This is a genomic window from Thalassobacter sp. 16PALIMAR09 (assembly GCF_000765485.1).
GTDB classification, from domain to species: Bacteria; Pseudomonadota; Alphaproteobacteria; order Rhodobacterales; family Rhodobacteraceae; genus Thalassobacter; species Thalassobacter stenotrophicus.
Window position 1 is genome coordinate 20,041 of record NZ_JHAK01000013.1, and the last position, 20,745, is coordinate 40,785.

23 protein-coding genes are annotated in these 20,745 nt (G+C 55.6%); 16 read left to right on the top strand and 7 right to left on the bottom strand.

All coding sequences use genetic code 11. The annotated features are described in order from the left end of the window. Positions 1-21 precede the first annotated feature (21 nt). The 3 genes from PM04_RS16110 to PM04_RS16120 are packed head-to-tail and all read right to left on the bottom strand — an operon-like array spanning position 22 to position 2,689. On the bottom strand, positions 22-1,350 hold the full coding sequence (locus PM04_RS16110; RefSeq protein WP_038008781.1) for a TRAP transporter large permease subunit: 1,329 nt from the start codon (positions 1,348-1,350) through the stop codon (positions 22-24). Further along, complete coding sequence (locus tag PM04_RS16115) at positions 1,350-1,910, bottom strand: TRAP transporter small permease subunit (RefSeq protein WP_200880378.1); 561 nt, start codon at positions 1,908-1,910, stop codon at positions 1,350-1,352. Before PM04_RS16115 ends, PM04_RS16110 begins: the two co-directional genes overlap by 1 nt. After that, positions 1,910-2,689: an N-formylglutamate amidohydrolase gene (locus PM04_RS16120; RefSeq protein WP_038008784.1), complete on the bottom strand. Its 780-nt coding sequence runs from the start codon at positions 2,687-2,689 to the stop codon at positions 1,910-1,912. The genes PM04_RS16115 and PM04_RS16120 overlap by 1 nt, the downstream gene beginning before the upstream one ends. A gap of 120 nt (positions 2,690-2,809) precedes the next feature. Here PM04_RS16120 and PM04_RS16125 point away from each other — a divergent pair, with 120 nt between their 5' ends. The 5 genes from PM04_RS16125 to PM04_RS16145 all read left to right on the top strand — a co-directional run bounded on the left by PM04_RS16125 (position 2,810) and on the right by PM04_RS16145 (position 7,747). Beyond that, positions 2,810-3,682 carry a MurR/RpiR family transcriptional regulator gene (locus tag PM04_RS16125; RefSeq protein ID WP_038008821.1) on the top strand — a complete coding sequence of 291 codons (873 nt, stop codon included), beginning with the start codon at positions 2,810-2,812 and terminating at the stop codon, positions 3,680-3,682. Positions 3,683-3,789: 107 nt separating this feature from the next. Next, a complete protein-coding gene (locus PM04_RS16130) occupies positions 3,790-4,851 on the top strand; it encodes an extracellular solute-binding protein (RefSeq protein ID WP_038008785.1) in 1,062 nt (353 codons plus the stop codon). 69 nt (positions 4,852-4,920) lie between these two features. Further along, a complete protein-coding gene (locus tag PM04_RS16135; RefSeq protein WP_038008823.1) occupies positions 4,921-6,033 on the top strand; it encodes an ABC transporter ATP-binding protein in 1,113 nt (370 codons plus the stop codon). After that, entirely contained in the window at positions 6,030-6,896 is an 867-nt protein-coding gene (locus PM04_RS16140; protein WP_038008786.1) for an ABC transporter permease, read from the top strand. Before PM04_RS16135 ends, PM04_RS16140 begins: the two co-directional genes overlap by 4 nt. Continuing rightward, positions 6,893-7,747: an ABC transporter permease gene (locus PM04_RS16145; protein WP_038008788.1), complete on the top strand. Its 855-nt coding sequence runs from the start codon at positions 6,893-6,895 to the stop codon at positions 7,745-7,747. The genes PM04_RS16140 and PM04_RS16145 overlap by 4 nt, the downstream gene beginning before the upstream one ends. A gap of 712 nt (positions 7,748-8,459) precedes the next feature. Here the strand turns inward: PM04_RS16145 and PM04_RS17820 are convergent. After that, entirely contained in the window at positions 8,460-9,632 is a 1,173-nt protein-coding gene (locus PM04_RS17820; protein WP_084212719.1) for a helix-turn-helix domain-containing protein, read from the bottom strand. A 61-nt stretch (positions 9,633-9,693) separates the two neighbouring features. Beyond that, positions 9,694-10,686 (bottom strand): YafY family protein, encoded by a 993-nt coding sequence (locus PM04_RS16160; RefSeq protein ID WP_038008793.1) that lies wholly within the window; start codon positions 10,684-10,686, stop codon positions 9,694-9,696. A 237-nt stretch (positions 10,687-10,923) separates the two neighbouring features. Between PM04_RS16160 and PM04_RS16165 the strand changes: the two genes are divergently transcribed. Beyond that, a complete protein-coding gene (locus tag PM04_RS16165; RefSeq protein WP_038008794.1) occupies positions 10,924-11,520 on the top strand; it encodes a hypothetical protein in 597 nt (198 codons plus the stop codon). Positions 11,521-11,533: 13 nt separating this feature from the next. On the opposite strand, the gene PM04_RS16170 is transcribed toward PM04_RS16165, so the two are convergent. Further along, positions 11,534-12,799 carry a site-specific integrase gene (locus tag PM04_RS16170; protein ID WP_038008796.1) on the bottom strand — a complete coding sequence of 422 codons (1,266 nt, stop codon included), beginning with the start codon at positions 12,797-12,799 and terminating at the stop codon, positions 11,534-11,536. A gap of 591 nt (positions 12,800-13,390) precedes the next feature. On the opposite strand from PM04_RS16170, the gene PM04_RS16175 reads away from it, so the two are divergent. From PM04_RS16175 to PM04_RS16220, 10 genes are all read left to right on the top strand, one after another. Continuing rightward, the gene (locus tag PM04_RS16175) at positions 13,391-13,639 is read left to right on the top strand and encodes a DNA-binding protein (protein ID WP_038008798.1); all 249 of its coding nucleotides are present in this window, start codon (positions 13,391-13,393) and stop codon (positions 13,637-13,639) included. After that, a complete protein-coding gene (locus PM04_RS16180) occupies positions 13,636-13,899 on the top strand; it encodes a hypothetical protein (RefSeq protein ID WP_038008800.1) in 264 nt (87 codons plus the stop codon). The genes PM04_RS16175 and PM04_RS16180 overlap by 4 nt, the downstream gene beginning before the upstream one ends. Continuing rightward, a complete protein-coding gene (locus tag PM04_RS16185) occupies positions 13,896-14,291 on the top strand; it encodes a VRR-NUC domain-containing protein (protein WP_038008802.1) in 396 nt (131 codons plus the stop codon). The genes PM04_RS16180 and PM04_RS16185 overlap by 4 nt, the downstream gene beginning before the upstream one ends. Next, positions 14,288-15,241, top strand: a complete 954-nt coding sequence (locus PM04_RS16190; RefSeq protein ID WP_038008804.1) for a helix-turn-helix domain-containing protein — start codon at positions 14,288-14,290, stop codon at positions 15,239-15,241. The genes PM04_RS16185 and PM04_RS16190 overlap by 4 nt, the downstream gene beginning before the upstream one ends. After that, positions 15,238-15,912 carry a hypothetical protein gene (locus PM04_RS16195; protein WP_052077323.1) on the top strand — a complete coding sequence of 225 codons (675 nt, stop codon included), beginning with the start codon at positions 15,238-15,240 and terminating at the stop codon, positions 15,910-15,912. Before PM04_RS16190 ends, PM04_RS16195 begins: the two co-directional genes overlap by 4 nt. Before the next feature lie 160 nt (positions 15,913-16,072). Further along, positions 16,073-16,408 (top strand): helix-turn-helix domain-containing protein, encoded by a 336-nt coding sequence (locus tag PM04_RS16200; protein WP_038008806.1) that lies wholly within the window; start codon positions 16,073-16,075, stop codon positions 16,406-16,408. Next, complete coding sequence (locus PM04_RS16205; RefSeq protein WP_038008809.1) at positions 16,401-17,648, top strand: type II toxin-antitoxin system HipA family toxin; 1,248 nt, start codon at positions 16,401-16,403, stop codon at positions 17,646-17,648. Before PM04_RS16200 ends, PM04_RS16205 begins: the two co-directional genes overlap by 8 nt. A gap of 75 nt (positions 17,649-17,723) precedes the next feature. Beyond that, positions 17,724-18,113, top strand: coding sequence for a type II toxin-antitoxin system HigA family antitoxin (locus PM04_RS16210; RefSeq protein ID WP_038008812.1), 390 nt, complete (start codon positions 17,724-17,726; stop codon positions 18,111-18,113). Positions 18,114-18,540: 427 nt separating this feature from the next. Next, on the top strand, positions 18,541-19,803 hold the full coding sequence (locus tag PM04_RS16215; protein WP_038008814.1) for a site-specific DNA-methyltransferase: 1,263 nt from the start codon (positions 18,541-18,543) through the stop codon (positions 19,801-19,803). A gap of 267 nt (positions 19,804-20,070) precedes the next feature. Continuing rightward, on the top strand, positions 20,071-20,385 hold the full coding sequence (locus PM04_RS16220) for a VanZ family protein (protein WP_052077324.1): 315 nt from the start codon (positions 20,071-20,073) through the stop codon (positions 20,383-20,385). 53 nt (positions 20,386-20,438) lie between these two features. Here PM04_RS16220 and PM04_RS16225 read toward each other — a convergent pair. Next, positions 20,439-20,745 (bottom strand): DUF3489 domain-containing protein (locus PM04_RS16225; protein ID WP_152600866.1); only part of this gene is annotated, 307 nt, incomplete at its 5' end.

Here is a 20,745-nt window from a genome sequence, read left to right on the forward strand (position 1 = left end):
GCCACTTTTTACGAGGCTCTTTTATGGTTTGTTGTAAACGTACTCCGGGAGCCAGAGCGCAATGTTCGGAAAGACCATGACAAGAACAAGGGCCAGCACCATGATCCCAACGAAGGGTAGAATGGAGGCATAGATGTCGCGCAGCGTGATCTGGGGTGGTGCCATCGCGCGCATCAGGAAGAGGTTATACCCGAAGGGCGGCGTCATGTAGGCGATCTGGGTCGTGATCGTGTACAGAATTCCGTACCAAATCAGGTCGAACCCCAACGCACCCACCAGTGGCACATAGAGGGGGGCAACGATGACCAACATAGCTGTATCGTCGAGGAAAGTACCCATTAGCAGAAAACTTAGCTGCATAAGAATGAGGATCGTCCACGGGTTCAAGTTCAGCTTTTCGGTGAACAGACCTTCGATCGCCTTGACCGCGCCCAGCCCATCAAACACCGCACCAAAAGCAAGAGCCGCCAAAATAATCCACATGAACATGCACGTGACTCCGAGGGTGTTGCGAACTGAATTCTCAAACACCTCTTTAGTCATGCGCCCTTTAAGGACAGCCGCGACAAAGGCTGCGATTGCGCCAAGTGCCGAGCTTTCCACCAGAGAGGTCCAGCCCTTCACGAAGGGCACCATCATTACGGCGAAAATGATAACGGGCAGAAAACCGGCACGTAAAAGCCGAAGTTTTTCGGCCCGTGGAAGATTGCGTTCTTCGGCAGCCAGGACCGGGCCTAGAACCGGGTTAATCCGACACCGTACGACAATATAAATTACAAAAAGGCAGGCCATCATCAGGCCTGGAATAACGCCGGCCAGCCAAAGCTGACCCACGGGTTGCCGAGCAATCATCGCGTAAAGAACAAGCACAACAGAGGGCGGCACAAGAATGCCAAGGCTTGACCCTGCCTGCACCACACCGGTGACCATGCGTTTGTCGTATCCGCGTTTCAGCAACTCGGGCAGTGCGATTGTAGATCCAATTGCCATGCCCGCGACGCTCAAGCCATTCATCGCAGAAATCAGCACCATTAGCCCGATAGTACCAATCGCAAGCCCTCCACGAAGGCCACCCATCCACACATGGAACATGCGATAAAGATCATCCGCGATTTTGCTTTCGGACAGCACGTAGCCCATGAAAATAAACATAGGCAGTGTCAGAAGTGGGTACCATTTCATCAACTTCATTGCCGCCGAGAAGCCCAAATCGAACCCACCCCGGTCGCCCCACAGCAGCAGAGCGGCGACAACAGCAATAAAGCCGATCGCACCAAAAACACGTTGGCCCGTAATGAGCATCAACATCATTGATGAAAACATCAGTACAGCGATCAACTCATACGACATTAAGCGAATTCCTCTCCGCGTAGGCGCAGAACGTCTTTCAATAAATCTGAGATGCATTGCAGGAGCATCAAGAACATTCCCAAGATCATCACTGATTTTACGGGCCACAGATATGGCCGCCACGCAGAGGACGATCGTTCCATCCGCCCGACTTCCTCAGTCCCGATGACAACACCGCCCAAGAAAGAGAACGGCTCACTGCCCCAGTATCCAAGCGAGTAAGCGGTTGAGCTGACTGCGCCGTACAAAAGCACACAAAGATAGAAAATGAGAAACAAGACCGTCAGCACATCAAACTGGGCCTTCTTGCGCGTTGACCATTCACCGTACAAAAGATCCATGCGCACATTCGATCCCATTTGGATCGAATACGGTCCGCCAAGAATGTAGTATGCGACCATAACAAACTGGGCCATTTCAAGCGTCCAGAGTGATGGGAGAAAGAAAGTCTTACTGATTGAAGACCATAGCAAAATACCCATCAGTACGAAAATGCCGTACATGATCACTCTGCCGACACTGTAATTCACCGCATCCACGAAACGGATATAACCGCGCATCAAGCCTGACAATTTAAGTCTCCCTGAACGCGTAGGTGTGAAACCGCGGCCATCAACCAGCCCGAAATCATTTGAGCCATTTCGCTTTGTTGCGCGGCGGTCTCAAGAAGGTCATTTCGAACTTCAAGCATCACGTTGAGGTGGCCATGCGCGACGCCATGCTCCTTGAGCGTATGTGTTACGCCGTCCTCAGGCCCATAGGGCGCGTTGCGTTGCACATTGGCGGATGTATGTTGGTGGGAAAGAGCCAGCATGGCATCAGCCAGCCGGGTATCACTGTCGTGCAAAATCCCAATCTCCACCGCGCGCGTTTGGCCATGAAACACTGGAGTGTAGCTATGAACTGTCACAAGGATTGGCGCATCGACACGTTCTATTGCCTCGCGGAGTGCGCCATAAAACGGCGCATAGAAAGTCGCGACACGCGCGTCACGTTCTGCCTGACTTAAGGCTGTATTTCCGGGAACATTGATGACTTCGCTCCGTGCAGGCATCGCACTTGGTGAGTTTGGCGGACGGTTACAATCATAAATCAATCGCGACACGCCACTGGCAACGAGGGGTGCTTGCAACCAATTTGAGAGTTCTTCTGCCAGCGCCATAGCACCCGGATCCCAGACAGCGTGACTGGTTCGATCACTTGGTGAAAGTCCCAGACCGTCATACTCCTTGGGGATGTGCGCAGAGGCATGTTCACACACGAGCACGATGTTAGAGCCACCTTCCGCATTGCGGATTATGACGTGGTCTTGTGTGTGGTTGCGGTCTGTCGGCCCCATGGTGCCCTCCTGTTGAATTAAAGTTCTTGCCAAACCGACATTCTGTCAACAAGATATTGTGAAATAAATATCACACATCCGGATAGTGATATTTTTTTGAACAAAAACGAGGCAAGCACCATGAGCCCGGCAACGCTCACCATTTCTGATCGCATCCAAAAGCAACTGGATGATCTGACGCGCGCTGAGCGGCAGCTTGCTCATTCTATCCTTGAAAACTACCCAGCCTCAGGGCTGGGACCATTGAGCGCCTTGGCCAAGGATGCTGAAGTCTCTGTTCCTACGGTTGCACGAATGGTGCAAAAACTTGGGTTTAGCGGGTATCCTGAATTCCAGGCGGAACTGCGTGAGGAACTGAAGGCCAAGGCGAAAAACCCAATCGCCAAGCACGAAACTTGGACTGACGCCGCGCCATCGGAGCATCTTTTGAACCGGTTCACGGAAGCGGTGATCGACAACATTCGCCACACCTTGGGTCAAATTGACCCCAGCGAATTTGATCGCGCTTGTGAAATCGTGGCAGACACAGACCACCATCTGTATATCGTTGGCGGACGGATCACACACACACTTGCGGAGTATTTATTCCTGCACATGCAGGTCATCCGCGGTAGGATAACGCACATCCAGTCGACCTCAAATGCGTGGCCACATTATCTGTTGGATGTGAAAAAAGACGACGTTTTTATCGTTTTCGACATGCGCCGGTATGAGAACAATACCCTAAAGCTGGCCGAGCTCGCGCACGCCAAGGGAGCACGTGTGATCCTGTTTACGGATCAATGGCGGTCACCGGTGCACCAGTTTGCGGAAGTAAGCTTTAGCAGCCGGATCATAGCCCCATCTGCCTGGGATTCTGCCGCCACACCCTTGTTACTGTTGGAAACGATGATCTCGACGGTTCAGGGTCTGACCTGGGGCGATACCAAAGATAGAATGGAAACACTGGAAGACATGTTCGACCAGACAAAACTGTTCCGAAAATTCACATGACCGAAACAATACACCGTCAAACGTAGCAACGGCGCGCTAACACCAAGATTAAAAACCCCTGCCCTACATGCGCCAACAGGGGACAAATCACGACACGGAGAACTCCTATGAAGACCACATTTATCGCATCACTTCTCACGGCAACGGCGTTAAGCGCGTCGTTTGCGAACGCTGATACACTCCGGCTACTGACATGGGGCGGGTATGCGCCCGAGGACGTCATCGCAAAATTTGAAGCTGAAACAGGCCACACTGTCGAAGTCACAACGTCGAACAACGAAGAAATGATCGCTAAGCTGCGCGCAACTAATGGCGGCGGCTTTGACTTGGCACAGCCAAGCCAGGACCGGATCACCAGCGCTCAGGAAGAGTTCGGCATCTATAAGCCTATGGACATGTCCAAGATCGACACGTCGCAGTTCATCCCATCCATGCTGAGCGCGACAGCCGATAACACTACTTTTGAGGGTGAAGTTTACGGCCTACCACATGTCTGGGGTACGAGCGGTCTTGTTGTGAACACCGCAATGGCCGACGATGTGCAGGACTATACGGACCTGTGTTCAGACGCTCATGCAGGCAAAGTCTCGTATCGCCTCAAGCGCCCCACATTGATTGGCTTTGCCTATTCTATGGGACTTGATCCGTTTGCCGCATACGGCGATGCAGATGCCTATCAAGGCATTCTCAACCAAGTTGAGAATAAGCTGACCGAGTGTAAAGCGAACGTCAAAACCTATTGGTCTGGCGGTGATGAAATCAAAAACCTGCTGCGGTCCGGAGAAGTTGTCGCGTCAATGGCATGGGATACAGGCGGCTGGCAGCTAAACGCTGACAACCCAGATATCACGTTTGTTGCCCCCAAAGCCGGTGCGTTGGGCTGGATTGATACCTTTGTACTGCCAGCCCGGGGACGTGCCGATGACGCAGCCTATGACTGGATCAACTTCGTCATGCGCCCCGAGATCGCCTCGATGATTACCAACCAAGCAGGCAACTTTACAGCCGCAGTGAACGGTGAAACTGCTGTCAGTGGTGAGCTAAAAGCCCGTTTCCAAGGATCCTACGATCAAGCCGCGATTGATAACATCAAATGGTATCCTCCAGTACCTGCTGGCCTAGAGGCCCTCGAAGGCGCGACACTCGACCGGATCAATGCGGCGAAATAAGTCGCTCAACGTATCGACCAAAAGGGGGCGCGTTTGTGCCCCCTTCTCTTCTACCAGAAAGAAAAGCCCTTGACCCGTGCCCAGCCTGATTTGGTCTGCAATGCCATTACCAAACATTTTGACGATTTCCGTGCCGTGGATGAGGTCAGTTTTGAGGTCCCTCAGGGGTCATTCTTTTCAATCCTTGGCCCGTCTGGTTGCGGAAAAACTACGCTTTTGCGGATGATCGCGGGCTTTCAGCACCCCTCATCAGGCGAGTTATTGATCAAAGGCAAGTCAATGAATGGCGTGCCCCCCAACCGTCGCCCCGTATCTATGGTTTTCCAGCACCTCGCGCTGTTTCCAACGATGAATATAGGTGACAACGTCGGGTTCGGATTACGACAGCGCGGCGTAGCACGACACGAAATCACACGGCGCGTGGGCGAAGTTCTGGAACGCGTGGGCCTTCCGGGCATATCCAAACGTCGTATCGATCAACTATCAGGCGGGCAAAAGCAGCGTGTTGCCATCGCCCGCTGCATGGTCTTGGAACCTGACGTTTTGCTTTTGGATGAGCCACTTGGTGCCTTGGATCTCAAACTCCGAGAACACATGAAGGTGGAGCTTAAATCACTTCAGGCAGAATTTAACACGACGTTTGTATACATCACGCATGATCAATCGGAAGCATTGGTCATGAGTGACAATATAGCCGTTATGAACAAAGGGTGTTTTGAGCAGATCGGCGCCCCGCAAGACATCTACCACAACCCTGTCACACCATTTGTGGCAGGCTTTGTTGGTGAGGCGAACAAGTTCACAGCAACAGTCGCAATGACGAATGGTCAAGCCGTCAAGCTGGCGACAGATCAGGGTCACGAAATTTACATCGATGCCGGATCTTCGGATGTGACGAACGGCTCTCGAGTGGAAGTATTCTTACGCCCCGAGGCGATTGAATTGCTTCAGGAGGCGCCAGCAACAAACAATGGCGCGAACGTGAGCACCGGTGTCATCACATCGGTACTTTTTAACGGCGCCAACTCTGTTGCGACAATCCAAGACGCCTCGACGGGTATGGTGGTCACTGTTGCGCTATCACAAACAGGGGCTTTGTCTGAGCTTACGAAGGGCCAAACGGTTTTCACCAGATGGCAACCGAACATGGCGCGTATGTATCCCCTGGAGGACCAGAGATGAGCAGCGATACCTCCAGACTGGGCTTGTACCTTCTGCTGGCGCCGATCCTTTTATGGCTGGTGGTATTAATAATACTGCCGCACATGGGGTTATTCATTGTATCGATCACTGAAAAAATCGGGCCTCGTGAGTATACAATCGGATTAGGTAACTACGCCAAGTTTTTTGAAGAACCATTGTTCTGGCACACTTTTGCCCGGACAGCGATCATGTCAATCGTGGCGACGGCCCTCACGCTTCTTCTTGGTTTTCCAATTGCCTACTACATCGCAAAGCTCACCAAAGGACGGACCAAAGCGACGTTATTCTTGATGTGCATGATCCCCTTTTGGGTCTCTGAACTGGTACGCACATTCGGATGGATGATCCTTTTGCGCGAAACAGGTGTCATCTCGAATGGCTTGCAGGCGCTGGGGGTTGTCAGCGGCCCGGTAGAGTTGTTGTACAACGATGCGGCCATAATGGTTGGGCTTGTCTACACATCCATTCTTTTCATGGTGGTCCCTCTCGTGACCACGCTTGATAGCCTCGACGATAGCCTCATTGAAGCTGGTTATGACTTAGGCGGCAGCACCCAATCGATCATGCATGAAATCGTCATTCCGCATGCCATGCCCGGTATTGTGTCTGGCTGCATCGTGGTCTTCATGCTGAGCCTTGGGAACTATCTGACACCCGTTTTGTTGGGTGGAAAGGACAGTCTCTGGTTCACCGGCATGATTTATAGCCAGTTCATCACCCGGTTTAACTGGGAGCTAGGATCTGCATTTGGTTTTCTTTTGCTGATCTTGTCATCTCTGGTCGTTTATCTTGGGTTGCGCATTTCCGGCCAATCCTTGTCAGCCACGATGGGGCGCACATGATACCTACAGTTCCTCAACGCAGCTTTGCAAAATGGTGCTACCGTGCGTATGTCGCGTTATTCTTTACCTATCTTGCGCTGCCACTCACAGTTGTCTGCGTGTTCGCCTTTAACAATAGCGTCTTCCCCTCGTTACCATGGGAAGGCTTTACCACTGCGTGGTTCTTTGGAACAGAAGCTCCATTCATCGGCGTCTTCCATGAACGATCCATCTTGCGCGCGATAGGAACATCCGCATTCGTTGCAGTATGGGTCGCGGGTCTCGCCGTCGCGGTCGGCACCTGCAACGCGTTTCTTTTCGTCAGACACAATTTTAGGGGGAAAGGGTTCCTCTACATCGTGATGCTTTTACCCCTGATCATTCCGGGAGTTATCCTAGGGATCTCAATTCTGGTCTTTTCCAGCAATATCGCTAACACTCTTGAGGATGCGACAGGGCTGTGGTTGGATCAACTCCGCCCGGGGCTCTCTCTCGTCATCCTTGGGCAGTTTTCATTCATCACCACATTTGCCACTTTGGTCATTTCTGCCCGTTTACAAAAATTTGACCCGGCGCTTGAGGAAGCCGCTCTCAATCTTGGTGCGAGTAAGTTTGGGGCTATTCGTCAGATCACCCTACCCTTCCTTTTTCCTGCCATTCTTGCTGCAGCTGTGGTTGCAGTACTCATGAGTTTTGAGAATTTCAATACGACTCTAATGCTTGTCGGATCAGACTCACCTTTAACGATCGCGATGTTTGACAAGCTCAAGCAGGGTTCCTCGCCTGTCTTAAATGCGGTTTCATTGCTGCTCGTTCTCGTATCAACCGGACTTGGCGCAATGTCATTGATCTTTCAAAAAAAGGACAACTGAACGTTTTCTGCTGAAAATACAATGATCGTATTTGACATTAGGAAACAACAAGTACGGAACTGTCACGGTTTCATGCTGTTTCAAGACATGACAAGTACACTCCGGGATGTGGAGCTGGCTTCGGACATAGTCAATGTGGCCTTGCCGATTTCGACCGCAGGGTCGAACACTTGGAGCCCCACGAAACCGCGACGGGGCCAGTTTCGGCATCTCAGCTTTGCCTGTCAGCCCATCTTGTAAGCTGATGATGGTTTTAATGTGGGACTGCTAATTTGTTGACGTGGTGTTGACGTAAACGGGCACACGCAATTCCCAAGTGTTTCACTAGGGAACTAAGCGTTTGATATCATGTATAGATTTGGTTGCGGGAGTAGGATTTGAACCTACGACCTTCAGGTTATGAGCCCATTATTCAACGAATCCAATAACTTATAAATTTCAAAGACATAGACGGCAAGCCTTTGAATTCACAAATTTCCACCCCTGAAACTCGCTGACATTGGCCCACATCCACCGTGCCTCACACTCAAAAAATGACGTACGCTCGTTGACATGGCGTTGACATGGACTGTTGTGATTTAACCTTGGAACAATCAGCCTAATACCTGACACCACTTCCAAATCCTGTTAAGGTTTTGAACTGCCCGATGAGAACACGATCAACTTATTACGTTTTGCATTAAGCTGAAAATGGACATCTAGGGCAGCCCAATTAATTGTCTATCCAACGCCCGTTGCTGTCAAAGTACGAACACCGCTCAAAACCAAAAGCGTTCCAAAGCGAGTGCATTTGTTCTGACACAACGGCTTCATAGTTATCATCGGGATCATACTCTGTAATCATGCTGGGTGGTAAGTGTAACGCTTCGCGATCATAGGGCGCTGGTGGATCAAAATGCCAAGCGTCCATAGCCAGCTTTACACCGGCTATTCCAGTAGCAGAAATTTGCAATAGAAATGGCGGTGATACATCTAGAGCACGAAGCCCCCTCAAATATGATTTCAGGGCCAAGAAGATCTTTGGTGGGAAAGCTCGAGAAGGAAGGCTTCGAACCCCGTCATATTCTGGAAACATGCTTGTGCTAGTAGCTTCTAATGAGCCATCACGAAAAACTTGCGTGTAGCCATGGCATTGGCCGTGTCCGTCATTCCGGTAAACGCAAAATCCTTCCAAATTGACGCGCCAAGAATGCCCAGAACTTCCTAGAGGAAAGAAGTTTTGTGGCTGCGCAGTGATCGCCGACAACTCTATTCGACGGTTTGCTCCGAAGTCTGGAAGGGGAACTATATTCACAACCATTAAACCCTTTTCGATGGGCATTGGCATCACTCCATCGTTGCCTTCCAAGCGGAGGAACCTTTCGCCTATGAATCTCTTGGCGCGTTCTTCCAGACTGCGCTGCTCGCCAAAAAGCATCCGAAGTTCTTCTAAAGATAACTCGTATGCACCTCCTGAATGTCGCGCGAAGTAGCGGTTCGAGTTCTTGAAAATTATTCGATGCGGAGGATTGAAGCTTCGAGGGACATGGACAACGATCACACTACCGCCTGAGACATCAATACGTTTAATGCGTAAACCTAAAAGCTTCGGCTCAACACCTGTGCGAGCGATACTTTCGAGCCGAAGAAGCTCCTGATCAACATCTGAACAACAAGGTACAATGGCCGATGCAGCACCTTCCATCTCATCGACGCCGATCAATAGGAACCCACCAAGCGTGTTCGCAAATGCTGAAATGTCTTTCAAAAACTCTTTTTTGTCAGCATCAGAGTTTCCATAGGTATCTCGTTTGAAATCCAAGTGAACGCTTTCAGGCACTCCTGCTGAAACTAGAGAATGAATGGTTGCCCCATCTATCTCAGCAAAATTTTTTCCCATCAGCATTTTGTATCCCCTCTATGGTTGAAAAATCAAAGGTCCTGCTGCACCAGGATAATCCAATTTTTTAGGGCAGGACGGTTGTTCGCGCATCCTGAAATCCAGCCACCATCTGCCGCAGAACAGATGGTTGCAACACTTCAACGTTCTTTCCCCATTTCGCCAGATGCCACGCCATCTCGACCAACCCGCTGGCCTCGAAGCTGACCAGCAACCCGCCATCCTCCAAGTCGATCATGTCTTGCTTGGGATGAAACTCAAACTCCCGCGCCGTCGGCGCGGCGGCTGGGCTGAACCGCCATACAACCCGGCTGAACTCGTCGTCCGAGTGAAACGACCCGAACGATCGGGCGGCATAGGCCTCGAGATCGAAGTCCCTGTCCTTTTCGAACCAGTCATTGGTGATCTCGGCCTTTTCGATGCGATCTATGCGGAAGCGGCGCAGATTGTGATCCTTGGCCGTATCACGGGCAATCAAGTAATGCCGTGTGCCGAGCAGGATCCCATAGGGCTCGATCACGCGCTTACGCGGTTTGGCATCCTGCGCCCCCTGGTATCGGATGATGAGCCGGAACGGCCCTCTGAGGGCAGCCGAAACGACGTTCAGCACAGATGGAGAGGTTTTGACCTTAGGGCCTGGGCGACAGGCATAGCCTTTGGCCTCGAGGATAGTCTCAGCATCCACCTCCATGCTTCGGGCCTGCGCTGACGGCAAGGTTGCCACCAAGCGGTCCCGCAGTGACCGTAGCGCATCCACCTCCATATCCGCACCCTCCCGCTCAGCCCGCGTGATACTGGCCTCGAGCGCGACGAGTTCGCGGCGGTAAAGCCCCTGCATGCCGAGCATGCTGGTGTCGCGCAGCTTCCACCGTCGGCGGCGCTCGCTGTCCGTCTGATGGGAGATGCTTGGGAAGACATCTTTCAGGGCAGCAATCATGCGCTGGGCGGTCCGCTCGTTGACGCTGAACTCTTCGGCAACTTCTTTCACGGTGATGCCGCCGTGCCGGCTGGCGGACATGCCCGCGAGCTTCAACAGGTCTTGTGCCTTTTGGAACGACATGGCGCGTATCCCCGACAGTTATTGACGTAGTGAATGGGTTATAACCCGAGAGAGGACGATTCGTCCTAAGGATGCCGATCGATTGGAGAATTTGGCAGTCACCGCATGATCGTGAGTGCGGGGGTGCAGCTTCATGCGGCCTGCACCCCGGAGTTTCTGCCTCGCTGCCGATTGGGCGGCTTTTGCCACGCGCGAGGCCGCCCGCTGTCTTACCTCGACATCAGAACTGGAGCCCGCATGGCACTACCTCAAAGAGCATTCTTCACCCTGCACGAAACCGCGTCCCGATGGGGCTGCACCATCGCCGATATTGGCGGCTGGGCCACCGAAGGAAAGCTAGACATCGTCACGGGGGTTTCTCTCGCGATCTGCGGCGACGAAAAGGTCTCCGGCAAGATCACGATCTCGCCGATGGACATGCTGCCCCTCTTTCGCCGCGCGGGCACCGGCCCCACGGTCATCAAGCTGCAACGGATCAAGCCGGAGAATGCGCAAGACTGGTGCTATGTCACCGAACCTGCCGACGGGGTCGAAGTCTCGATCGCCGATCTCTTGATCACCGGTCAGGACGTCCTGAGGTTCGAAGACGAATATGACCTGCTGCGCCGCATCGGCGGCGGCACGGGCGCGCTCTCGCCCTACGACTGGGAGGGCATGTATGTGGCCCTGCTGAAGCGCGTCCACGAACATGGCATTCCGGAGACCCAGGCAGAACTGATCGGTTATCTTCAGGACTGGTTTGCCGATGTTGCCGAGAACGGCGAGATCCCCGATGAGAGCACCATTCGGCGCCGTCTGCGGCCCTTCTGGCGCGCGCTCCGCGGCGAGAAGTAGACCGGCCCTGTTCTCAGGCCCGCTTTGCCTCTTGCTCGGCATCTGCGTCATGCACAATCTTCGGCCGTGGCCGGAACATGCCGGCCACGGCATCTACCCCGGCACGCAGAGGCGAGTCCATCAGATGCGCATAGCGCAGGGTCGTCTGCATTTGACTGTGCCCCAGAAGCTTCCCGATCATTTCCAGCGAAGCGCCCCCGCTGACCAAGAGCGAGGCAAATGTATGACGCAGGTCATGGATGCGCACATCCGGTAGGTCCGCCTCGCGCTGCACCTTCACCCAAAACCGGCGGATTTCCTTGACGGGCTGGCCCGGCACATCGCCCGGGAAAAGCCACGGGTTGCCCTTGGGCACCACGAGCGCCCGCTGGCGCACGATCGCCGCCACATCGGCTGAGATCGGCACTCGGTGGATTTTGCGCTGCTTAGTGGTGGCAGCAGGCTTCGACCAAATCCCAAGCTCTAGATTGAATTGCTCAAACTGCGCCTGACGCACCTCCCCGACCCGCGCCCCGGTCAGCATGCAGATGCGGATGATGCCTGCAGCCCGCTGATCTTCGGCCGCATCCAGCACTTCGGCCAGCCGTCCGATTTCTTCATGGGAGAGGAAGCGCTCCCGCGCCGTCTCTACGCGTTTCTTGAAACCGGCGGCCGGATTGTCCGTGCGCCAGCCCCATTGGATGGCAAGGTTGAACATCTTCCGAAGTACTTCGCCAACGCGGTTGGCGCGCACCGGCGTGGGCTTGCGCCCCTGCAGCTTGCGCGCGCGATTGTTCGGCTTTGCCTTCGACGGCCGCGCCCTGCCCTCCGCAATCAGGTTCAAAAGCTTTGTCACATCGTGCGGCGTGATTTCGGTTACCAGCTTGTTGCCCCAATGCGGTGCGACCAGCTTGGTCAGGAAAGATTTATGATCGGACGCGCTCAAAGGCGTCAGCGTTGAGGCATGCTCGATCAAATACCGCTCGATCATGTCGTTGAAGCGGGGCGCCTCACGCAGCGTGTCGCGCTCCTCCATCGGATCTGTGCCCTCATCGATCAGGCGGCGCAGGTCTCGGGCTCGTTCTCGGGCAGCGGTGACGCTCCATTCGGGCCAGCGCCCGATCGCCATGCGGCGCTGCCGTCCGGCAAAGCGGTAATCCATCACAAAAGACCGCTCGCCCGAGGGCATCACACGGATGGAAAGCCCACGTATCTCGGTATCGAAAACCTGATAGGCCCGATCCTCTTCCGGGATCTGCTCGCGCACAGTTTTATCATTTAATCGCAATCGGTTGACCATATTCACACCTCCTTCATGCGCATTACACAGGCGTAGATGCGCAGGCTTATCAAGCGAAGCATGGGGCTTTGGGTGGCATGTAGGCGGAGACCGGCGGTGATGCGCCAAAACTCTGCCGGTCATTGAAAACATGGGAGAAAATGCCCGGCGGCTTTCATGGCGTTGGGCGAATCTGCCAGCCAGCGGAGTATGGTCCGCGGCCTAAAGCGCGCGCCAGAGGGCTTCTCGCTCGTAGAACAGGGCCTAATTTTGTAAATTTCGTTTAAAATCAATAACCGGCAAGGGTCCGGACCCCTTGCCGGTTGGGCGAATGCGTCTGAGCGCCCGTGAAACCCGCTGAAACACGGCGAAATCTTGTAAATTGGCCAGTTTTGGGTCGCCGAGACTCTGCACCAGGCAGTTTGCATAGACTTTTCGACACCCTTGGCTGTGCCCGCCATTCGGACCAAAACCGCAAAATATCAATGATATCAATGACCGGCAGCCATTTGGCGCATCACCGCCGGTCTCCGCCTTCCCGCCACCCTTTTCCGTCTGCGCTTCTGAAGCCCTGAACCCTGCCCGCGTCGGGCCAAACTCAGGAGAACCCAGATGCCAGATATTGGAACTGCCCCCCGATCCAGTAACCCTCAGCGCCTGATGAGCGGTTGGATCAGCCGCCTCGACCTCGCCCTTGAGCTTGGGGTCACCGTTGAAACCCTGCACCGTTGGGAAAAGATCCGCTTCGGCCCGCCCTGCGTGCGCGCCGGACGCAAGATCTATTATCGCCGAGATGCCGTGCAGGAATGGCTAATGCTGCAGGAAGCCCCTGCGCCACGTCGTGCGGGGTCACGCCGATGAGCCTCCCCCTTCCCTTCCGCAAGCCCGGCGCCCGGGACCGCGTCCGCCAAGAGTGGATTGAGGAGCGCCGGCGCGAGGCGCGCATGGTGGTCGCCGATATGGTTCACCATTCCGACTACCTTGTGCGTCTTGCCTGCAATGTTTTGGTTCAGCACGGCGAAACCCCCGAGGAGCGCGAGGATGCCCGCATCCTGCTTGTCGTACTCGACGCTAAATCGCCAGGGCAGCTTCCTGCACCAGATCGGGAGGGCCGCTCATGAAGCGACGCGGAACTCCAGAAGCTGATCTGCAGCGCGTCGTCGTGACCGCGCTTCGCTTTGCCCTGCCCAAGGGCGCCATCATCCATCACTGTGCCAATGAGGTGACGGAAGCCGGCCCGCGTGGGGCCAAGCGGCAAGCGATCCTCGTTGGCATGGGCGTCCATCCCGGCTTCGCCGACCTGATCATTTTGTGTGACGGCAAAGTCCTTTTCCTCGAACTGAAATCCCTCAAAGGACGACTGAGCCCAGCGCAGGAGGCGTTTCGTGACGCGATGCTGGCCGAAGGCTTTGGCTGGGCGCTGGTACGATCGCTTGATGACGCTCTAAGCGCCTTGGCGGATCATGGATTTACGATGCGCATCGCCTCTCCATCTGGGAGGGTCGCGCCATGAGCCATGCTGCAACCAACTGGGCCATCCAGCAGCGCGGGCTGAAGCCTGCGACGAAGATCGTCCTCTGGCATCTGTGCGATCGTCACAACCCAGACTTTGGCTGTTTCCCGACACAGGTCCGTCTGGCCGAGGACGCGGAAATGTCGATCTCCTCGCTCAACGATCACCTCAAGAAGCTGGAAGAGCTCGGGCTCATTCAACGCATTCAATGTCAGGATCATCGGACCAAACGCCGCCAAGCCACACGCTATATCTTGGGGTTCGAAATAGCCGGCCCACAAGAGCCATCTCCAGAAATCGGAGATGGGCAGCAAGGCACAGACTGGGAAAATGACGCCGAACCGTGTCCGGAATTCGGAGACGAAGCCAACTCCGAATTTGGGGCAGTTCCATCTCCGAAAAATAACCAAAGCCATCTCCGAAATTCGGAGACTAACCTTGTAAGGGAACCTTTAAGTAAACCAGTAAAGGAGGAGGAGGACGCGCAAGCGCGCGAAATCGTCGATGAAGAGTTTTTCGGATCGCTGCTGGTGGCGCTAGGCTTTGACCCAGACGGCGCCCTCCCCGGCTGGTGGCAGGGTTGGCCACCCCGAGAGCATGTTACGCGCTGGCAGACTGATCTTGGGTTGACCGAGGCCGAGATCCTCGAGGCTGCGGAAGCTTCCCGCCAAGAACACCCCGAGCCGCCAGATGGCCCCAAGGGCCTGGATCGCATCATGCAGCGTGCCGGCCAGCGCAAGGCGGATGAAAAATCCCGAGGTCGGCGTAAGGCCCGCAAGCCCGCAAAGTCGGAAACCCGACCAATCACCGACTTGCCCGTATTCTACGCCGAGATGGTCAACTCCGATCGCTACCTGCCCGTCAGCGCGATCTCCAACTCCATGCGCGATGCCATGCTGGCCCGGGGCCTCGTGACAGTTGAGCGTCTGCGCGACCGAGGTATCCGATGAAACACGATCGCAAATTGCACGGCGCGCCACGGCAAGCTGGTCACGGACGGCCGAAGCGCGTCATATCTGTGCAGCAGGCGCTGGAGTGGGCGTTTCGCGTTGAGCATGCGCAGCTGGAACTACCCGAACCGTCCGACCCCGAGCGTGGCCGGGGATTGGGCTTTGGTCTCGAATACGTCCTCATGCAGCGGGCGGCGCTGGGCTGCAAAATCGACGGCGGCCAGTACAAGATGGGCACCTACACGCACGAGGATGCCGAAGTGATCGCTGCCACCGTGGCTGGGATGCCCGACAACCTCGGCGGCAAGCGCATGGCTATTCGTGTGGCCGAACTCGCCCGAGCTGGGCTGACGCCCGACTGGATGCCAGGAGCGGTGCCGCGCTGCGTGCCGGTTGAGATGAAGCGCAATCGGCACGGGGATCATGCAACGACCGTGGTGGTTGGCACTGAGCGCGTGCTATCGCGCGGGAAGTGGCGGACTGTGGAGGTGCGGGCCTGTCCGGTGATGTTTCGGCCGGATGCAAGGCAGATTGAGTCAGCGCGCCGGGCGTATAGCGAGTGGTGGCTCGCGCTGGGCTGGGTGCGAGACGGGCTCCAGGTTGGGGGAATGCTGCGAGACGTGGAGGTGGTGGAAGGGATGCCGAAGGCTAAACCGTGGCATCAGAGCTGACTACAGTCATGCGGCGCGGCAAAGGGCGGTTTTACCTTCACGTCTGATAGTTGGGATGGTTGACAACTCACCCACCGAGCGCCGGGAAACCAAAGCAGGGCTGGAATTCTTGTAATCTTCGTGCTACATATACCCTTAATATGAAGCGCTAAGGTTACAAATGCCCACTCCACATACCCCTCCAGCGGCCGTGCGCCGCGCCCTTCGGAAGCTCGGCGCAGACATCCAGGATGCCAGACGCCGCCGAAAGCTGCCTATGGCGGTCGTCGCAGAACGTGCGTTCACATCCCGATCTACCCTGCAACGGGTCGAAGCTGGCGACACCAATGTGAGCATAGGCATCTACGCTGGCGTCTTGCAGGCCCTCGGCTTACTCGAAGGTCTGGGGCAAGTGGCCGACATAAGCAATGACAGCGTCGGACAAGCACTGGCCAGCGCCGATCTGCCCAAGCATGTTCATCTCAAACGCCCAACGAGGTCGTCTCAGGATGGCTGATTTCGAGGTGCATATCGACCTCCAAGGCCGCGCTCGACCAATCGGATTAGCGCGCAGCAACCGTGTTCGCGGCACGGAAACGATCCTGTTCGAATATGACAACAGCTGGCTCAACGACTCCGACCGCTTCTCATTGGAACCGGCACTCGCTCTGACGCGCGGCACCTTCGCTCCTCCTGCTGGTCTTGTAAGCTTTGGATCCCTCACTGATTCAGCACCGGATACATGGGGGCGACGCCTGATGCAGCGCGCTGAGCGCCGAATTGCCGCTCGCGAAGGCCGCGCCGTCCGAACTCTGACTGAAAGCGATTACCTTTTGGGCGTCGCAGACGAAACGCGCCTAGGTGCACTTCGCTTCCGATGGGTTGGTGAAGAACGCTTTGAAGCGCCGATCCGTGCTGGCGTGCCAGCCTTGATAGAGCTCGGTCGCCTTCTTGAGATCACCGAGCGCATCTTGCGCGACGAAGAAACAGACGAAGACCTCCAACTGATTTTTGCTCCGGGCTCGTCACTCGGAGGCGCGCGGCCGAAAGCCTCAGTCATCGATCAACATGGCCGCCTCGCTATCGCGAAGTTTCCAAAGGAAACTGACGATTACAGCATCGAGACCTGGGAAGAAATTGCACTGCGGTTAGCCAAGCAAGCAGGCATAGATACGCCACAGCACGCGCTAATCGAGGTAGCAGGCAAGGCCGTCATGCTGTCACGGCGCTTTGATAGAGACGGCGAGCGCCGCATACCCTTCCTATCTGCAATGGCGATGCTGGGTGCGAAGGACGGCGAGGGCGGCAGCTATCCAGAGATAGTGGACGCCATTGCTCGTCATGGCGCGCAGGGAAAAAAAGACGCGCACGCACTTTACCGGCGGGTGGCATTCAATGTTCTGATCTCCAATGTCGATGATCATCTGCGCAACCACGGCTTTCTGTGGCTAGGAAAGGCCGGGTGGTCGCTTTCGCCGGCTTATGACCTCAACCCTGTTCCAGCAGATCTGAAGGCGCGCGTGCTTACGACAAACATAGATCTGGACGAAGGCACTTGCTCCATCGACTTGCTCGAGGCTGCAGCGGAATATTTTGCTCTCACGCTGCCGCAAGCCCGTACAATTATCAAAGAAGTGGCCACGGTGACAGCTGCCTGGCGCGACACCGCTAAAACCGTTGGTGCCCGGTCGGCCGAGATCACGCGCATGGCGAGTGCGTTCGAACACGACGACCTCAAAAGGGCGCTAGCGCTGTGACAAGAACATCGGGTGCAAGCACCGGCCCTGTTATGCTCAATTGAATATGTTTCAACGAAAGCAGAGACGAAGAGTATGAACCTCCGCGCCATTCGAACCGATGAAGATCTGGATTGGGCGCTTGCGGAAATCGAGCAATACTTCGATGCACCGCCGGCGCCTGGAACGGAAGAAGCCGATCGCTTCGACATCCTGACCGATCTCATCGAAGCCTATGAGAACCGTGAATACCCCATCGAGGCGCTCGATCCGATCGAGACGCTGAAGGTTTTTATGGACATCAAAAAGAAGAAGCAAAGTGATCTGGCGGAGCTCGTTGGCGGCAAGTCTCGCGCCTCTGAGATTATGAACCGCAAGCGTCCGCTCACGCTGCGCATGATCCAGAAGATCAACACCAGTTGGAAAATCCCAGCCGCCTCCCTGATCGCACCCTGCCACCTCGAGACCAACGGTGAGAGGGCCTGACCCCCCTCCCATGGTTCCTCCCTGGCCCTTTTTGTATACGGGCGTACTCAGCGCGCAAGTTTCCTAGCGACTTGGATTTTCACCGGGGAATCCACTTGGAATCCAGCGGGTCAGCCGCGCGTCAAAACCTGCATCGTTATCAAAGGGTTACGCACGCGGAGCTCCTTTCAGGTGGATTCCTTTGAGGAATCCAGGAAGCCACCTTTGGTAGAATCCACCCCACCACTTTAAGAAGCCGTTGTTTCAAAACAGAAAACGGATTGACATTTCTAGCCCCCTTGACCTATCAAATAACCATCGAAGATTTGCGCCCAGAGGAGACCCTCGTGGGCGCTTTTGTTTTTCCGGCACCGCGATCGTTGACACGCCCATACATTTGGAGCTGGCTTCAGCACGCCTTGCCTGCAGCCAGTGAGCGTCCCGCCCCATGGATCTTGTCTTTGCACCGCGCCAGATCGAGCTCTGGCCGATCGAGAAGCTGCGCCCTTATGCCAAGAACGCGAAGATCCATGGCGAGGCCCAGGTTGCGAAGATTGCGGCCAGCATGGCGAAGTTCGGCTGGACCGTTCCCTGCTTGGTCGCGGATGACGGCGAGTTGATTGCGGGCCATGGGCGCGTGCTGGCAGCCGGCGCGCTCGGCCTGACCGAGGCCCCTGTCATCAGGCTTGGCCATCTAGATGAAGCGGAGCGTCGCGCCTACCGGATTGCCGACAACAAGCTGACCGAGCTTGGCGAATGGGACGAGGCGATGCTGCGCGACGAGATCGCAGGGCTCTTGGCGGAAGACTTCGACCTCGATCTGTTGGGCTTCTCGGATGAGGATCTGGATGCTTTGCTACAGGATCCAGAGACGGTGGGCGATGATGGTGCGGTGGATGGCGAGGATGACATCCCAGAGCATCCGGTCACCCCGGTGTCAGTGGCAGGTGATCTTTGGCAACTCGGGTCGCATCGGCTGATCTGTGGGGACAGCACCAGCGCCGATGTGGTTGGACGCGTTCTGGGCAGCGTCAAACCGCTACTGATGGTCACCGATCCACCCTACGGCGTGGAATACGATCCCTCTTGGCGCAACCAGGCTGGGGCCGCAAAGACCAAACGCACAGGCAAGGTCCTGAACGACGACCGCGCTGACTGGCGCGAGGCCTGGTCGCTGTTCCCGGGCGATGTGGCCTACATATGGCATGGCGCCCTGCACGCAGCGACTGTGGCCGACAGCTTGACCGCCGAGGGCTTCGTCATCCGCTCCCAGATCATCTGGGCTAAGGATCGACTGGTGCTCAGCCGCGGCGATTACCACTGGCAACATGAGCCTTGCTGGTATGCCGTACGTGCCAAGGGCAAAGGCCATTGGGCTGGCGATCGCAAACAGACAACGCTCTGGCAAATCGCTAATAAGGACCAAGACGCCGAGACCGTGCACGGGACGCAAAAGCCCGTCGAATGTATGCGCCGCCCAATCTTGAACAACTCAAGCCCCGGCCAAGCAATCTATGAGCCCTTCATGGGATCGGGTACCACGCTCATCGCAGCGGAGACCGCTGGGCGCATTTGCTACGGCGTCGAGTTAAATCCGGTTTACGTCGACGTCGCCATTGAGCGCTGGCAAGCCTTCACTGGTGAAGAGGCTGTTTTGGCAGACAGCGGGGAGAGCTTCGCGGCGCTCAAGTCGCAGCGGTTGGCCGAGTGATGCAATCGTGGCGCCAGTCCATGAGAGAGGCGATTATGAAATTCTGCGCTCGCACCAAGCTTTAATCTGGTACACCAATGACTTAATTAAATCGCCCCCCACGCCAAAGGAGCAGTAACCGTTTCTAAACAGTGATTTCATTGACAAGCTCGCCCGCATCTTGGACACGCATACCATTGAACGACGGGGACTTTGCGCTTGGCTCATCTTAACCACCAACATGTATTCCGGATAAGTCTGGCTATAACCCTCTTACTGGGGGGGCTCATGGCAGCGCTGACACTCGCACCGATCTCAGGCCCCGACATGCCCAGATCCGATAAGCTTTATCATGTACTGGCTTGTGCGGCTCTTGCCTTTCCGCTGCCGTTTGCAAGGCCCAGATTTATAATCCCTGTTGCGCTCGCAGTCGTTGTATACGGCGGACTGATCGAACTCATTCAACCCTATGTTGGACGCTCTAGAGAATGGGCTGACCTGTTTGCAGACGCACTCGGCGCAATGATCGGCGCAGGGCTTGGAGCTCTATTCGGGAATTGGCTTCAGCAATATTGGGGCACCAATGCCGCGCACAAGAACTAACATTACGCACCGAAGGCCGTCACTGGCCTACCATTCAAATCAACCGCCTCAGATCAACACCAAAGCTGCCTATAAACGGTCCCCCGCCCGGCTTGTTTTTCAGACGTAATCGTCAGGCCAAACTTTTTCTTAAGCGCGCCGGAAATCACGCCTCTCGCGGTATGGGCTTGCCATGACGTCGCCTCGACGATCTCGCCGATGGACGCCCCCTCGGGCCGCTGCAGCAGCGCTATGATCTGCGCTTGCTTGGTTCCGGCACGGATGGCGGCAGGTTTCGGGCCGTCAGGATTTGGAGATGTTTCGAATTTTTCCTTGGGCTCCAAGCCCAGCTCCGGCTTCACCTTGCGACGAGTGGGTATC